The 14106-nt window shown below is 65.6% G+C and carries 14 protein-coding genes; 7 read left to right on the top strand and 7 right to left on the bottom strand.

What is annotated here, in order from left to right; genetic code table 11:
* Position 1: 1 nt before the first annotated feature.
* From E8M79_RS01335 to E8M79_RS01315, 5 genes are read right to left on the bottom strand one after another with little or no spacing between them, the layout of a single operon-like run.
* Positions 2-865 carry a branched-chain amino acid ABC transporter permease gene (locus E8M79_RS01335; protein ID WP_137150132.1) on the bottom strand — a complete coding sequence of 288 codons (864 nt, stop codon included), beginning with the start codon at positions 863-865 and terminating at the stop codon, positions 2-4.
* Positions 862-1569 carry an ABC transporter ATP-binding protein gene (locus E8M79_RS01330; RefSeq protein ID WP_137150131.1) on the bottom strand — a complete coding sequence of 236 codons (708 nt, stop codon included), beginning with the start codon at positions 1567-1569 and terminating at the stop codon, positions 862-864. Before E8M79_RS01330 ends, E8M79_RS01335 begins: the two co-directional genes overlap by 4 nt.
* Complete coding sequence (locus E8M79_RS01325; protein WP_137150130.1) at positions 1569-2288, bottom strand: ABC transporter ATP-binding protein; 720 nt, start codon at positions 2286-2288, stop codon at positions 1569-1571. The genes E8M79_RS01330 and E8M79_RS01325 overlap by 1 nt, the downstream gene beginning before the upstream one ends.
* A gap of 58 nt (positions 2289-2346) precedes the next feature.
* A complete protein-coding gene (locus E8M79_RS01320; RefSeq protein WP_137150129.1) occupies positions 2347-3621 on the bottom strand; it encodes an ABC transporter substrate-binding protein in 1275 nt (424 codons plus the stop codon).
* Between the two features lie 41 nt (positions 3622-3662).
* Entirely contained in the window at positions 3663-4736 is a 1074-nt protein-coding gene (locus E8M79_RS01315) for a maleylacetate reductase (RefSeq protein ID WP_137150128.1), read from the bottom strand.
* Between the two features lie 104 nt (positions 4737-4840).
* Between E8M79_RS01315 and E8M79_RS01310 the strand changes: the two genes are divergently transcribed.
* Positions 4841-5791, top strand: a complete 951-nt coding sequence (locus E8M79_RS01310; protein ID WP_137150127.1) for a LysR family transcriptional regulator — start codon at positions 4841-4843, stop codon at positions 5789-5791.
* Positions 5792-5802: 11 nt separating this feature from the next.
* On the opposite strand, the gene E8M79_RS01305 is transcribed toward E8M79_RS01310, so the two are convergent.
* Both E8M79_RS01305 and E8M79_RS01300 read right to left on the bottom strand, forming a co-directional pair.
* Positions 5803-6459: a phospholipase gene (locus E8M79_RS01305; protein ID WP_137150126.1), complete on the bottom strand. Its 657-nt coding sequence runs from the start codon at positions 6457-6459 to the stop codon at positions 5803-5805.
* Positions 6459-7418 (bottom strand): VOC family protein, encoded by a 960-nt coding sequence (locus tag E8M79_RS01300; RefSeq protein WP_137150125.1) that lies wholly within the window; start codon positions 7416-7418, stop codon positions 6459-6461. Before E8M79_RS01300 ends, E8M79_RS01305 begins: the two co-directional genes overlap by 1 nt.
* 224 nt (positions 7419-7642) lie before the next feature.
* Between E8M79_RS01300 and E8M79_RS01295 the strand changes: the two genes are divergently transcribed.
* The 6 genes from E8M79_RS01295 to E8M79_RS01270 all read left to right on the top strand — a co-directional run bounded on the left by E8M79_RS01295 (position 7643) and on the right by E8M79_RS01270 (position 14104).
* On the top strand, positions 7643-8620 hold the full coding sequence (locus tag E8M79_RS01295) for a LysR family transcriptional regulator (protein ID WP_137150124.1): 978 nt from the start codon (positions 7643-7645) through the stop codon (positions 8618-8620).
* A 115-nt stretch (positions 8621-8735) separates the two neighbouring features.
* On the top strand, positions 8736-9818 hold the full coding sequence (locus tag E8M79_RS01290; protein ID WP_137150123.1) for a LacI family DNA-binding transcriptional regulator: 1083 nt from the start codon (positions 8736-8738) through the stop codon (positions 9816-9818).
* A 2-nt stretch (positions 9819-9820) separates the two neighbouring features.
* Positions 9821-11077: an extracellular solute-binding protein gene (locus tag E8M79_RS01285; RefSeq protein WP_137150122.1), complete on the top strand. Its 1257-nt coding sequence runs from the start codon at positions 9821-9823 to the stop codon at positions 11075-11077.
* Positions 11078-11147: 70 nt separating this feature from the next.
* Entirely contained in the window at positions 11148-12221 is a 1074-nt protein-coding gene (locus E8M79_RS01280) for a sugar ABC transporter permease (RefSeq protein ID WP_137150121.1), read from the top strand.
* Complete coding sequence (locus E8M79_RS01275) at positions 12221-13099, top strand: carbohydrate ABC transporter permease (protein ID WP_137150120.1); 879 nt, start codon at positions 12221-12223, stop codon at positions 13097-13099. The genes E8M79_RS01280 and E8M79_RS01275 overlap by 1 nt, the downstream gene beginning before the upstream one ends.
* A 12-nt stretch (positions 13100-13111) precedes the next feature.
* Positions 13112-14104 (top strand): levansucrase, encoded by a 993-nt coding sequence (locus tag E8M79_RS01270; RefSeq protein ID WP_137150119.1) that lies wholly within the window; start codon positions 13112-13114, stop codon positions 14102-14104.
* Positions 14105-14106: the final 2 nt, after the last annotated feature.

The raw sequence follows: 14106 nt of genomic DNA, 5'->3' as shown, positions 1-14106 counted from the left end.
CTCAATCGAACGCGCGGGGAAACAGCCCGCGCGGCTTGAACAGCAGCACGAGCAGAAAGGCGATGTGACCACTCAGGATCTGCCATTCCGGATTGATGGCGGCACCCATGGTCTGGGCCACCCCGATGATGACGCCGCCCGCCAGCGTGCCCCACAGCGAGCCCAGCCCGCCGATGATCACCGCCTCAAAGGCATAGACCAGCCGGGCCGGGCCGATCGCCGGATCGAAATTGGCGCGCATGCCCAGGTAGAGCGCGGCGATGGTGACGATCATCATGGCAATGCCGGTGGCCTGGGCAAACACCATGCGCGGACGGATGCCCATCAGGCTGGCTGTCACCGGATCGTCCGAGGTGGCGCGGAACGAGCGCCCCAGCGCGCTGTGGTAGAACATGTGGTTGAGCAGCACGATCACCGCCACCGCCGAGGCAAAGGTCAACAGCGGCAATACGCCAATGGTCACCGGGCCCAAGTTGAGCGAGGCGACGCCGATATCGCCGGTGGGCAGCCGCCGCGTATCGGCCGAGGCCCCCTGCAGCAAGCCATTCTGCAGCACCACCGAAATGCCAAAGGTCACCAGCAGCGGCGGCAGGATATCCTCGCCCAGCACCCGGTTGAGCACCACGCGCTGCAGCCCGTAGCCCAGGCCGAACATCAGCGGCAGCGCCACCAGCGCCGCCACAAAGGGCGACAGGCCCAGCAGCGAGACAATCAGCAGGATCAGATAGGCGCCCAGCACAATCAGATCGCCATGCGCCAGATTGACCAGCCGCATGATGCCGAACACCAGGCTCAGCCCGGCGGCAAACAGCGCATAGAGCCCGCCCAGCAGAATGCCCTGCACAATGGTGTCGAGCCAGTTCATGCCGCTGCTCCGAAATAGGCGTTGTGGATGGCCTCGCGACTGAGGCCGGCCGCCGGACCGCTCAGGGTCACGCGACCCTCCATCATGCAATAGACGCGGTCGGCCACCTTGAGCGCCTGGCCGATATCCTGCTCGACGATGATCACGGCCGCCCCGCCGGCCCGGATCTGCGGCATGGCATTGTAGATGTCGCGGATCACCACCGGGGCCAGGCCCAGCGAAATCTCGTCGCACAGCAGCACATCGGGATTGCTCATCAGCGCCCGGCCGATGGCCACCATCTGCTGCTGCCCGCCCGAGAGCGCCGTGCCCGGGCCATGCCGGCGCTCCTTGAGAATGGGAAACAGCCCATAGACCGCCTCAAGCGACCAGGGGCCGGCCAGCTTGCGCGCATGCGCGCCGATGAGCAGGTTCTCCTCCACCGTCAGCGAGGGGAAGAGCTTGCGCCCCTCGGGCACCATGGCGATGCCGCGCCGCAGCACCGCATCGGCCGGGCGATCCCCGATCGGCTCACCCTTGTAGACAATGGCGTCGGCTCGATTGGGCAGCACCCCGGCAAGCGCCCGCAGCAGCGTGGTCTTGCCAGCGCCATTGGCGCCGATGATGGCCACGCATTCGCCCCGCTCAAGCGTGATGTCCACGCCGAACAGCGCCTGGAACTGGCCATAATGGGCGGTCAACCCATGGGTGGAGAGCAGCGCCATCAGACCTCGATCCCCAGGTAGATCTCGCGCACTTCCCGGCTGGCCATGATGGCCGCCGGCTCGCCTATGCCCACCACCCGGCCGAAATCGAGCACCAGGAGCCGCTCCACCACGGCATTGAGGGCATGCAGCACATGCTCGATCCAGATGATGGTGGTGCCGCTGGCGTGGATGTCCCGAATGGTGCCGACCAGCTGGCGGCACTCGCCCTCGGTCAGCCCGCCGGCGATTTCGTCGAGCAGCAACAGCTTGGGATCGGTGGCCAGGGCCCGCGCCAGCTCCAGCCGCTTGCGCTCGAGCAGCGACAGGCTCTCGGCAGAGGCATTGGCCCTGACCAACAGGCCCGTGCGATCCAGGATTTCGGCACAGGCGGTTTCGACGCTGCGCTCGCTGCGGCCCTGTCCAAAGGCGGCGGCGACCAGCAGGTTTTCGAACACCGTCATCTTGCCAAAGGGCTGCGGGATCTGGAACGAGCGGCCGATGCCGCTCAGGCAGCGCTGCATGGCCGAGGTCCGCGTCACATCCTTGCCCATGAAATGCACCGTGCCGCTATCGGCGGCGATATTGCCGGTGATCAGGTTGAACAGCGTGGATTTGCCGGCGCCATTGGGCCCGATGATGCCCAGAGCCTCGCCCTCCGGCACCGCAAAGCTGATGCCATCGGCGACCTTGAGGGCGCCAAAGCTCTTGCAGACATTGTCCAGCGCGATAATGGCCATGAGACGAAATACCTCGATGAGCCGGGCGCCCGAGGACGCCCGGCAGCTGTCGGACGGATCAGGAAATGACTTCCATCTTTCCGCCGGTCGGGATGCTGTCAAAGCCGGTGTTGTCCACGATCACCAGATCGTAGCCGCCGCCGTCGCGCAGGCGCCACTGGCCCCCCACCAGCGGCGTCTTGCACACATTGGTCGCCGCAAAGGGCGGCAGGCCCTTGCCGTCGAACACCACCGGACCAACGATGGTCTGCAGATTGGTGGCCGCAATGGCTGCCACCACGGCGTCGCGGTCACCCACGTCGCTGACCCGGCCCATCACATCGGCCGCCATTTCGAACAGCGCATGCACAAAGCCGATCGGCTGCGTCCACTGCTTGCCGGTGGCGTCCGTATAGGCGGCGGCCAGCTCGGCCGAGCTCATGCCATTGAGCGAGGAACTGTAGGGATGGCTGGGCGACCACCACACTTCGGACGACAGATTGTGCCCGCTGTTGCCCAGGGCCTCGACGGCCTGCGGGAACAGAATGGCCTTGCCGATCGAGGCCGCCTTGGGCGCAAAGCCCTGCTGGCGGGCCTGGGTCCAGAAGGTGGTGAAATCGGGCGGGATGGGCACGCCGGTGATGATCTCGGCATTGGCCTGGCGGAAGGCGCTGATCTGGGCCGAGAAATCATCGGTCAGGTTCTGGTAGCGACCCGGATCGAAAATGCTGAAGCCCTTTTCGGCCAGCGCCGGCGGGAAGCCATTGGCCGGATCGCCCCAGGCATTGCCATCGGCATCATTGGGGAACAGGCCGCCGACGATCTTGTTGGTGTCCAGCTGGCCCCACATGTTGGTGAAGACCGAAATGACGTCTTCCAGGCCCCAGAAGAAATGGAAGGCATAGTTGAACGGCTTCCAGCTGGCCGGATCGCCCGGATTGCCCTGCTGGCCGATGAACCAGGGCTGCCAGGGCGCCATGGTCGAGATCAGCGGAATGCCCTCGGCTTCCGCCGTGGTGGTCACCGGATTGGTGGTTTCGGGCGTTGAGGCCACCATCATCAGATCGACTTCGTCGTCGATGATCAGCTCCTGGGCCACTTCGGCCGCGCGGTTCGGATTGGACTGGCTGTCCTTGACGATGATCTCGAACTGGCTGGCCGCCTCGCTGGAGGCGAAGTTGGACAGGATGAAATTGTCGGCCTCGGCAAAGGCGGCCAGCGGACCCGATTGCGGGCTGACATAGCCCACCCGGATCTTGGCGCCCTGAGCAATGGCGGGCATGGGAAACGCGCCCGTAGCGGCAACCAGGCCGGTTGCAGCGGTTCCCTTGAGCAGATTGCGACGGGTTATCATGATTGGTTCTCCTCCCAAATCACATGTGCCTTGCGGCGGGTTCAGAATGCCGGCGGATCGCCCCTCCAGGCCGCAGCCAACAGCGTGGCGATGTCCTCTTTCGTCACCGGCTGCGGGTTCCAGTAGGGCTTGGACGTGGCGATCTCCGCCGCCTTGTCCAGATCGGTCTGGTTCAGTCCTAGATCGCGGAGCGCCATGGGCGCCCCGAGCTTGTGCGCAAAGGCGTGCAGCGCGCGCCCCGGCGCATCCATGCCGAAGATGCGGCCGACCGGCGCGAGCTCCCGCGCCGCGGCACGGGCATTGAACGCGATGGTATGGGGCAGCATCACGGCATGGGTTTCGGCATGCGGCAGGTCAAACGAGCCGCCCAGCGTGTGGCAGAGCTTGTGGTGCAGCGCCATGCCGACCTGGCCCAGCACGGTGCCGCAGAGCCAGGCGCCATAAAGCGTGCGTCCGCGTGCCTCAAGGTCGTCCGGCGCTGCCACCACCCGTTCGAGCGCTTCGGCAAAGGCCTCCAGCCCCTCGATGGCCAACAGCGTCGACACCGGATTGCGGTCACGCGCATACAGCCCCTCGGCGGCATGGGCCATGGCATTGAGCGCGCTGGTCACCGTCAGGCCGACGGGCAGGCTGCGCACCAGTTCGGCGTCATAAAGAATGACCTCGGGCTGCACCCTGGCGTCGGTCAGCGTCGTCTTGATGCCATTGTCGGTCTGCCCCAGGATATTGGTGGCCTCTGAACCGGCATAGGTGGTGGGCACCACGATCTGCGGCAGGTCGGTACGCAGCGCAATGGCCTTGCCCAGCCCGGTCGTGGAGCCGCCGCCCACGGCGACCAGGCAATCGGCCCGCACCGCGAGCGCATGCGCCACGGCCTCTTCGGTCACCGCCACGGGCGTGTGCATGGTGGCGCGGGTGAACACGCCCACCGCCAGATCGCCAATATCCTGCGCCATTTCCATGGCCTGGCTGGCCTGCGGCGGCGTTGACAGCACCAGCGCCCGCTTGCAGCCCAGGCGGGCGATCTCCTCGCTCACCTGCCGGCGGATGCCGACGCCGAACCGCACCCGGACCGGGGCAAACTGGGCAGCAAAGCTGGCGGTGAAATGGGACATTATGCGCTCCCCCGCACGCCAATGGGTCGTTCGGGCCGCTGCAGCTTGGCACAATCGACATACCAGCTTGATCGGATTGGCGTAAAATAAGATAACTCTATGTTATGAAGCTTGACCCGCGGCATCTCGAGATCCTGGCGGCCATCGTGGACAGCGGTGGGCTGACCGAAGGCGCCCAGGCCATTGGCCGGGCGCAACCGAGCGTGTCGCGCACCGTGGCCATGCTCGAAGCCCGCATCGGCGCGCCACTGTTCGACAAGAACAAGCGCCCCCTGGTGCCCACCGAGCTCTGCCTGAGCCTGGCCGGGGAGGGGCGGCGCATCCTGGCCGCCGGCAATACCGCCTCGGCCATCGTGGCGACCTTTCGCACCGGTCATCGCGGCATGGTGCGCATCGGCGGCACGCCGGTGTTCATGGACGGCGTCATCTCGACGCTGATCGCCGAATTCCAGCAGAACCATCCCCAGGTGCGCATCGAGCAATCCTATGGCTATGTGCCCGAGCTGATGCACCAGCTGGTCGCCGGCAGGCTCGACGTGGCCATCTGCCCCACCAATCCGGCCGCACTGCCGCAGGGCTTCCAGTTCGTGCCGGTGCTGCCGGGGCGCAATGTCATTGCCTGCGGCAGCCATCATCCCCTGCTGCGCAAGGGGCCGCTGCGGCTGGCCGACATCGCCCCCTATCCCTGGATCGCGCCGCCCGCATCGAGCCCGCTTTACGAGGACATGCGCCATATCCTGCGCGACATCGGCGTCAATGATACGCGGATTTCCTTTTCCGGCGGCACGCTGGCCTCCATGACGGCCATCCTGTCCAATTCCGACGCGCTGACCGTGCTGCCCTATTCGGTGGTGTTCATGGCGCGGCGGCAGCGGGTGCTGGCCGCGCTCTCGATCCGCATCGGCCATCCCGAGCGCATGCTGGGGATCCTGACCGGGGACGCCGAGGCCGCCAATCCCACCGTGCGCCGTTTCCGGCGCTTCATCGAGACCGAATTCGGCAATCTCAGCCGCGTCATCCAGCAGCATGAGCAGAACACCGTCTGGCGGGACTGAGGCGCCCGGGCTCATCGCGCCGCGCCGAACCTCGGCGACCGTCCCGCCGCCAGATCGGCGAGCATGCCCGCCATCATGGCGATCTCGGCATCGCAGGCCTCATGGCCCCGTCCCGGGAACACATCGGCGCGCAGATTGGTGCCTTGCCCGCCCAGGCTGCGGGCAGCCTCCAGCATGGCCTGCAGCGGAATCCAGGGATCGCCGTCGCTGCCGCTGAGATAGATCGGCAGGCCCGCCGGCGCCGCATCGGGGCGGTCGCAATCGGGCGTGCCCACCCGGCAGCCCGTCAGCGCCAGAAGCGCATCGGGCAGGTGCAGCCCGCGGCAGACATGCTCGATCGACAGGCACGCGCCCTGCGAGAACCCGGCCAGCAGCAGCGGCACATCCGGATAGTCATGGCGCAGGCTGGCGATCTCGGTGGTCAGCTGCTGCAGCGCTTCGCCCAGCTGATCGCGGGTCTGCCCGGTGAGCGGATCGACCGCGCGCGCATCATACCAGGCGCCGCGCGCCGCGCGGGGCAGGGCGAAGGTCACATCCGGCGCGTCCAAGCGCTGCAGGATCAGCCGGATCATTTCCTCGGGCGACTGGCCGCGGCCATGGACCAGGACGCAGAGCGCCCTGACCCCGGAGCCGGTCGCCCCCAGCCGCAGGCCGGCCGCCGCCGCCATCAGACGAAGTCCGCCTGTTCCAGGCCCTCGCGCAATTCGGCCTCGCGGTCCTTGAACCACGGTGGAAACACCAGCGTCTTGCCGATTTCGCCGGCCGGCTCGTCAATGGTCCAGCCCTGCGGCGTGGTCCAGGCCAGCTCGAACAGCGCGCCGCCCGGCGAGCGGACATAGCAGGACTTGAAGTAGTTGCGGTCCTTCTGCTCGGAGATGTCGGTGAAGCCCAGGCCCTCGATATGCGCCCGCAGCTTGAGCTGGCTCTCCTCGTCGCCGGTGTTGAGCGCCAGATGGTGGATGGTGCCGCCAGCCAGCGTCCAGGTGCCCTGCGGGCTCTCGCGATCTGTGATGACCTCGACGCGCTGGATGACGCCGCTGGAATCGGGCACGCGATAGACGTCGCCGTCATCGGTGCGCGATTCCAGCTCCAGCGGCAAAGCGATGGTCAGGAAGTCGTTCATGGCCGATTTGTCGGTAGTGGCCACCACACTGCCATAGATGCCCTTGATGCCCTGGTCGCGACCAATGCCCTGGGCCGCATTGGTGATCGGCTCGCGCCGGTCGCTGTCGCTCTCCACCAGCTCATGGGCAATGCCGCAGGGATGGGCGAAAATCACCCGCTCGGTGCCAAAGCGCGTCACCTTCTGCGCCGGGATACCGCGGCCATTGAGCCGGTCGACCCAGAAATCGGCGGCCCCCACCGGAATGGCCTGCAGGATGGCGCGCGACTGATTGGTGCCACGACGGCCGAACACGCCCGGCTTGCGGAACGGAAAGGTGGTGATGATGGTCGAGGCATCGCCATCGGGCGAGCCGTAATAGAGGTGATAGACCGGCAGCACACCATCGAACAGCACGGTGCGCTTCACCGAATGCAGCCCCAGAGTCTTGGTGTAGAAGTCGAAATCCTCCTGCGCGCCGTCGGTCGACAATGTCAGGTGATGATAACCGCTGATGCCACTCATAATGAGCTCCTTCCTGGCATGAACTGCGCTCGACCACAGGACCGGGCGCACGATTGGGACTGTCTGGGATGATCGCGAACCAAGCAAGCTGGCGGCGGTCCGCCCACCATTGCGCCCGCGATCGCCCCGCGTCCTGCTGAAAGGGCCTCCCCGCCCGGCTTCAACTTGGCACGCGGCGGGGCCGGTCTTGATGAATGTTGCGATAGCGATTATAGCATTTTGCTATGAAGCTGAATGAGCGCCACCTGATGCAGCTGGCCGCGGTGCTCGATGCCGGTGGGGTGTCGGAGGGCGCCGCGCTCTTGGGCATGACGCAATCGGCAGTGAGCCGCTCGCTCTCCATGCTGGAGGCGCGCGTGGGCGAGCCGTTGTTCCTGCGCGGCCGGCGCCCGCTGCAGGCGACGACGCTGGGCACGCAACTGGCCGTTCACGGCCGCGCCATTCTCACCGCCTCCCGCCGCGCCACCGATGCGGTGCAGGGGCACCTCAAGGGCACCAGCGGCATGGTCCGCGTCGGCGGCGTGCCCTTTTTCATGGATGCCCTGGTCAGCCAGATGATCGCCAGCTTCCATCGCGACGAGCCCGAGATCACGGTGCAGCAGAGCTATGGCAATCTGCCCGATCTGGTCTCCTCGCTCGATGCGCGGCTGATCGATATCGGCATTGTGCCCATTGGCTCGGCCCATCCGGGCGGCGCCTATGAGTTCATCGACATCCTGCCCGGGCGCAATGTCGTCGCCTGCCGGACCGGCCATCCCCTGCTCAAGCGGCCCCATCCCCAGGCCACAGATCTGGCCGCCTTTCCCTGGATCGCGCCGCTGCCGGGTTCGCCTTTGCTCACGGACCTGCAGATGATCCTGCTCAGCATCGGTCTGTCCGAGCTCAATATCCGCTATTCGGGCGGCTCGCTGATGTCGGTGGTCAATTTCCTCGCCGATTCGGACGCGCTGGCCGTGCTGCCCTTCTCCGTGCTGTTCGCCCTGCGCAAGGACAATCGCGTCACCGTGCTGCCCTTCGCCATTCCCCAGCCCGACCGCTCGCTGGGCATTCTGCGCCGGCTCGATAGTCCGCGCTCGCCCGCCGCCGAGCGCTTCTCCCAGCATGTGATCCGCGTCTTCGGCGATCTCAAGCACACCATCCAGCGCCATGAGAATGCGGTGGCCTGGGCCGGTCCCGACGAGGCCTTTCCGCCGCGACCCTGATCGCATTCGGCAAATCCGTCCGCCGCCCGCGCTTGACTCCCGGAACGGCGTCGTCGTATGACATCGGTGTCATGACATCGGTGTCATAAGCTGAGCATGACCTCCGGAGGTGTCGATGGCAACCATTTATGATGTGGCGAAAGCCGCCAATGTGTCCCCCAAGACGGTCAGCCGCGTGCTCAATGGCGACGCGCCCGTCGGCGACAAGACGCGCGACGCGGTCAATGCCGCCATGGCTGAACTGGGCTATGTGCCCTCCAACGCCGCCCGCATGATGCGCTCCAACCGCTCGGGCCTGATCGGCCTGATCACCGGCGCCATCTCCGCACCCACCGAAAATGTCCAGGTCGCCGGCCTGCCCGAACTCATGCTGGTGCAGGGCATCCAGCAGATCATCGGGCTGAGCGGCAAGACGCTGATGATCGCCGACTCTGGCGGCCAGCGCGACCGCGTGCCCCATTTGATCGAGACCTTTGTGCGCCACCGCGTCGAGGGCCTGATCTATGTTGCTGAATATCACCAGAAGGTGCAGTTGCCGCGCCTGCCCGACGATGTGCCCATGGTGCTGGCCAATTGCTTTGACGATGCAGGCACCCCGGCCGTGCTGCCCGATGACCGGCGCGGCCAGCATGATCTGGTGGCCCGGCTCATCGCCGCTGGCCATGAGCGCATCGCCTATCTGACGCTGCGCGAGGACATCGTTGCCACCGGCCTGCGCAAGGCCGGCTATCGCGACGCCCTGGCCGAGGCGCATCTGCCTTATGACGCGTCCCTGGTGCAATGCGGCGAGCTGATCAATCCCGATGGCGAGACCCAGGTGCTCTGGGACGCCATCGACCGCATGCTGCGCCTGCCCGTGCCGCCCACCGTATTCTGCTGCGGCAACGACCGGCTGGCGCTCAAGGTCTATGGCATCCTGCGCTCGCGCGGCCTGCTGGTGCCCAGCGAGATCTCGGTCGCCGGCTATGACAATTACCGCGTCATCGCCGAGACGCTCTATCCGCCGCTCACCACGGTGGAACTGCCCTATACGGCCATGGGCGTGCGCGCGGCGCAGCGCCTGATTGGCCTGATTTCCGGCGAAGGCCGGGAAGATCTGGCCCCCTCGATCGTCGCGGGTCCGGTTCAATGGCGCGGCTCGGTCACCGACCGCCGCCCCAACAATGTGTCTCAGCTCAAGATCGTCAGGGAGGAATAACCATGGGCAAGTTCACGGTATTGGCAGGGGTGCTGCTTGGCAGCGCACTGCTCAGCAGCACGGCAATGGCGCAGACGGAACTCTCGCTGTGGTATCACGGCGCGGGCAATGAAGTTGAAGCCAAGATTATCGGCCAGATCGTCAGCGACTTCAACGCCAGCCAGTCCGACTGGGCGGTCAAGCTCGAGAGCTTCCCCCAGGCCGCCTATAACGACAGCGTCGTGGCGGGCGCCCTGGCCGGCAATCTGCCCGACATCCTCGATGTCGATGGTCCCGTGATGCCCAATTGGGCCTGGTCGGGCTATCTGCAGCCCCTGACCATCGACGAAGCCAAGATCGCCGACTTCCTGCCCGGCACCAAGGGCATCTGGGATGGCAAGCTCTATTCCATCGGCCTGTGGGACGCGGCGGTGGCCATGGTCACCCGCAAGTCCACGCTCGAAGAGCTCGGCCTGCGCACCCCCACGGTCGATGCGCCCTGGACCAAGGACGAGTTCATGGCCGCGCTCGACGCTGCCAAGGCCTCGGGCAAGTTCGAATTCGCCTTCGATCCGGGCATGGCCTGGACCGGCGAATGGTATCCCTACGCCTTCTCGCCGTTCCTGCAGAGCTTTGGCGGCGATATCATCGACCGCACCAGCTACACCACGGCCGAGGGCGTGCTCAATGGCGATGCGGCTCTTGAATTCGGCGCTTGGTGGCAGAGCCTGTTCACCGAGGGCTATTCCCCGCTCGCCCAGGACCCGGCCGACCGCGACTCCGGCTTTGCCAATGGCAAATATGCCTTCTCCTGGAACGGCAACTGGGCCGCGCTGGGCGCCCTGACCGCCTTCGACGACGCCATCTTCCTGCCGGCCCCCGACTTCGGCAATGGCCCCAAGATCGGCGCCGCCTCCTGGCAGTTTGGCGTCTCGGCCAAGTCCGAACATCCAGAAGGCGCTTCCGCCTTCATCGCGTTCGCGCTGCAGGACAAATACCTCACCGCCTTCTCCGATGGCATCGGCCTGATCCCGCCGACGCCGGCCTCGGCAGCCGCCTCGATCAACTACAAGGCCGGCGGCCCGATGGAAGCCTTCTACGAACTCTCGGCCAAGCAGGCGCTGCTGCGCCCGGCAACCCCGGGCTATGTCGTGGCGGCCAAGGTGTTCGAAAAGGCGCTGGCTGACATCGCCAATGGCGCAGACGTCGGCGAAACCCTCGATGCTGCCGTCGACGAGATCGACGCCGATATCGAGAAGAACGGCAACTACGGCTTCTAGGGCAGACCCCTCTGGTCCTGGAGGGACCCCGGCTCACCCCGGGGTCCCGCAACCCAAGCAGGCAGCAATCATGGCGTCCAAGTTTACCCGCTCCAACCGCACCGGCTGGATGATGGCCGGCCCTGCGGCGGCCTTGATGGCGATCTTCGTCGTCCTGCCCTTCCTGTTTGCCATCGGGCTGAGCTTCACCAATCAGCGGCTGATTTCGCCCAATCCCACCCAGTTCGTGGGCCTGTCCAACTACGAGCAATTGCTCGGCGTGGGCGTGCTGACGCTGGCGCCGGAAACCGATACGACCGGGGCGGTGCTGCGCGACGCAGACGGCAAGCCCAGCTATCCCTCGGTGCGCAGCTTCACGCGCAACAATGACCAATATCCGCAGTATGATGGCATGCGCGAATGGTTCAGCTTCGGCCTGGGCGACAACCAGGTCTATGTGCTGGGCCGCGACATCGTCTTCCTCAAGGCGCTGGTCAATACCGTCATTTTCGTGCTGGTCGTGGCCCCGGTGCAGGGCGGGCTGGCGCTGGGCCTGGCGCTGCTGATCAACCAGCGGCTGCGCGGCATCAACCTGTTCCGCGCCATCTATTTCATGCCGGTCGTGGTCTCGATCGTGGTGGTCTCGCTGCTCTGGCGCTTCATCTATGATGGCAATAGCGGGCTGCTCAACAACCTGCTCGGCGCCATCAGCCTTGGCACCATTCCGCGCATCGACTGGCTGGGCAATCCGGGCACCGCACTGGGCGCGATCATCGCCATGTCCGTCTGGCAAGCGGTGGGCTTTCACATGGTGATCTGGCTCTCTGGCCTGCAGACCATCAGCCCCACGCTCTATGAAGCGGCGGCCATCGAGGGCGCCTCGCCCTGGCAGACCTTCCGCTATGTCACCTGGCCCGGCCTGCGCAACACTGCGGTGCTGGTGCTGATCGTGATCACCATGCAGGCCTTCTCGCTGTTCAGCCAGATCGACGTCATGACCGGCGGCGGCCCGCTCGACTCCACCCAGACCATCGTCTTCCAGGCCGTCGAGCGCGGCTACGGCAAGCAGGACATCTCGGGCGGCTCGACCATCTCGGTGGTGCTGTTCGTCATCGTGCTGTCGATCTCGCTCATCCAGCGCTGGCTCACCCGGGAGAAGAAGTGATGGCCGCCATCCAGTCCGACAATCACGGCCTGCGCCTGTTCGTGCGCTATGCCGTGCTGACCCTGATCGCGGTGATCTTCATCTTCCCGCTGATCTTCATGCTGATGTCCAGCCTCAAGCCCGATCAGCAATTGCTGACCGACACCGAGAGCCTGCGCGCCTTCCTGCCGGTCGGCGATATCTCGCTGGACAATTACTTCGCCGCCTTCCGCCGCGCGCCGGTGGGGCTGTTCGTGTTCAATTCCGTTTTGGTCACGGGGCTGACCGTGCTGCTGTCGCTGGCGGTCTGTTCGCTGGCCGCCTTTGCCTTTGTCTTTATCGACTGGCGCGGCCGCGAACTGCTGCTGACGCTGATCCTGGCCACGTTGATCGTGCCTTTTGAGACCATTGCCATTCCGCTGCTGCTGATCTCGGCCAATCTGCCCTGGATCGGGCTCGAGGGCATTACCCGCGGCTGGCTCAATTCCTACCAGGTGCAGATCGTTCCCTTCATCGCCGACGGGCTGACGATTTTCCTGTTCGTGCAATATTTCAAGGATCTGCCCGGCGAGCTGATCGAAGCCGCCCGGGTGGAAGGCGCCAGCTGGGGCCAGGTCTATCGCAAGGTGGTGATGCCGCTGGCCGGGCCGGTGCTGGCGACGGCCGCGATCCTGAAGTTCCTCGCCATGTACAACCAGTACCTCTGGCCCCTGATGGTGGTGCAGCAGGAAGCCTATCGCCCCGTGATGGTAGGCCTGCAGTATTTCTTCCAGCTCAACCGCGCCTGGGGCGAGATCATGGCCTATCTCTCGCTCATCACCGTCCCGGTGCTGGCCTTCTACCTGTTCCTGCAACGCGCATTCATTGCCTCGATCGCCTCGACCGGCATCAAGGGCTGACGGAGACTGACTATGGTAATTGCTCTTAAAGACAAGTGGATCTGGGACAGCTGGTACACCCACGACGGTGAGCGCTGGCACGGCTTTTTCCTGCAGGCCGACAAGAGCCTGGGCGATCCCGATCTGCGCCATTTCAATGTCTCGCAGGGTCACGCCGTCTCGGACGATCTGGTCAACTGGACCCATCTGGGCACCTTCCACCAGCCCAGCAGCAGCCCGGCCTGGGACGACTACACCACCTGGACCGGCTCGGTCGTGCAGGATGACAGCGGCCTCTGGCACCTGTTCTACACCGGCTCCACCCGCGCCGAAGCCGGCCTCTACCAGCGCATTGGCCATGCCACCTCGACCGATCTGCACACCTGGACGCGCGTCGGCGATGGCCTCTGCCTTGATCTCGTCGGGCCGGCGGCTGCCCATTACGAGGCCAGCCATGCCATTGGCCATTGGCCCGATCGCGCCATGCGCGACCCCTGGGTGATGCGCGACCCCAATGGTCCCGGCTGGCTGATGTATTTCACCGCCCGCGTGCCCGGCGTCAGCGAACCCAATGGCGGTGGCGCCATCGGCTTTGCCACCTCGCCCGATCTGATGACATGGACCCTGCAGCCGCCAGTGTTCGCGGGGGGCTTCGGCCAGCTCGAAGTGCCGCAGGTCTTCAGCGTCGGAGACAAGTGGTACTGCCTGTTCTGCACCTCTTCGATCCACTGGTCCGAAGGCTACATGGCCAGCAATCCACAAAGCCCGGTCACCGGCAATCACTATCTGATCGCCGACGATCCGCGCGGCCCCTGGACCATTGCGCCTGGCCCGTTCTTTGACGGCGCCGAGCCCTGCCAGCGCTATGCCGCGCGCATCGTTGAGACCGCCGACGGCCTGCGCATCCTGGGCTTTGCCGACAATGGCAAGGCCATTTTCGGCGGCTATGTCATGGACCCCGAGCCGGTTGTCGTCGGTGACGATGGCCTGCTCTCGGTGGTCCCCATCGCCAAAGCAGCGGAGTAAGC

The organism is Devosia sp. FKR38, from assembly GCF_005222805.1.
Classification (GTDB): domain Bacteria; phylum Pseudomonadota; class Alphaproteobacteria; order Rhizobiales; family Devosiaceae; genus Devosia.
Note: the sequence above shows the minus strand (reverse complement) of the source record. Positions and strands in the feature narration are given on the sequence as shown.

Bases quoted from the DNA above. Each gene is read 5' to 3' on its own strand.
- E8M79_RS01305 (WP_137150126.1), bottom strand. From the start codon at position 6,459: ATGGCGGCGGCGGCCGGCCTGCGGCTGGGGGCGACCGGCTCCGGGGTC.
- E8M79_RS01295 (WP_137150124.1), top strand. From the start codon at position 7,643: ATGAAGCTGAATGAGCGCCACCTGATGCAGCTGGCCGCGGTGCTCGAT.
- E8M79_RS01270 (WP_137150119.1), top strand. From the start codon at position 13,112: ATGGTAATTGCTCTTAAAGACAAGTGGATCTGGGACAGCTGGTACACC.
- E8M79_RS01275 (WP_137150120.1), top strand. From the start codon at position 12,221: ATGGCCGCCATCCAGTCCGACAATCACGGCCTGCGCCTGTTCGTGCGC.
- E8M79_RS01330 (WP_137150131.1), bottom strand. From the start codon at position 1,569: ATGGCGCTGCTCTCCACCCATGGGTTGACCGCCCATTATGGCCAGTTC.
- E8M79_RS01285 (WP_137150122.1), top strand. From the start codon at position 9,821: ATGGGCAAGTTCACGGTATTGGCAGGGGTGCTGCTTGGCAGCGCACTG.
- E8M79_RS01290 (WP_137150123.1), top strand. From the start codon at position 8,736: ATGGCAACCATTTATGATGTGGCGAAAGCCGCCAATGTGTCCCCCAAG.
- E8M79_RS01325 (WP_137150130.1), bottom strand. From the start codon at position 2,288: ATGGCCATTATCGCGCTGGACAATGTCTGCAAGAGCTTTGGCGCCCTC.
- E8M79_RS01300 (WP_137150125.1), bottom strand. From the start codon at position 7,418: ATGAGTGGCATCAGCGGTTATCATCACCTGACATTGTCGACCGACGGC.
- E8M79_RS01315 (WP_137150128.1), bottom strand. From the start codon at position 4,736: ATGTCCCATTTCACCGCCAGCTTTGCTGCCCAGTTTGCCCCGGTCCGG.
- E8M79_RS01335 (WP_137150132.1), bottom strand. From the start codon at position 865: ATGAACTGGCTCGACACCATTGTGCAGGGCATTCTGCTGGGCGGGCTC.
- E8M79_RS01320 (WP_137150129.1), bottom strand. From the start codon at position 3,621: ATGATAACCCGTCGCAATCTGCTCAAGGGAACCGCTGCAACCGGCCTG.
- E8M79_RS01280 (WP_137150121.1), top strand. From the start codon at position 11,148: ATGGCGTCCAAGTTTACCCGCTCCAACCGCACCGGCTGGATGATGGCC.
- E8M79_RS01310 (WP_137150127.1), top strand. From the start codon at position 4,841: ATGAAGCTTGACCCGCGGCATCTCGAGATCCTGGCGGCCATCGTGGAC.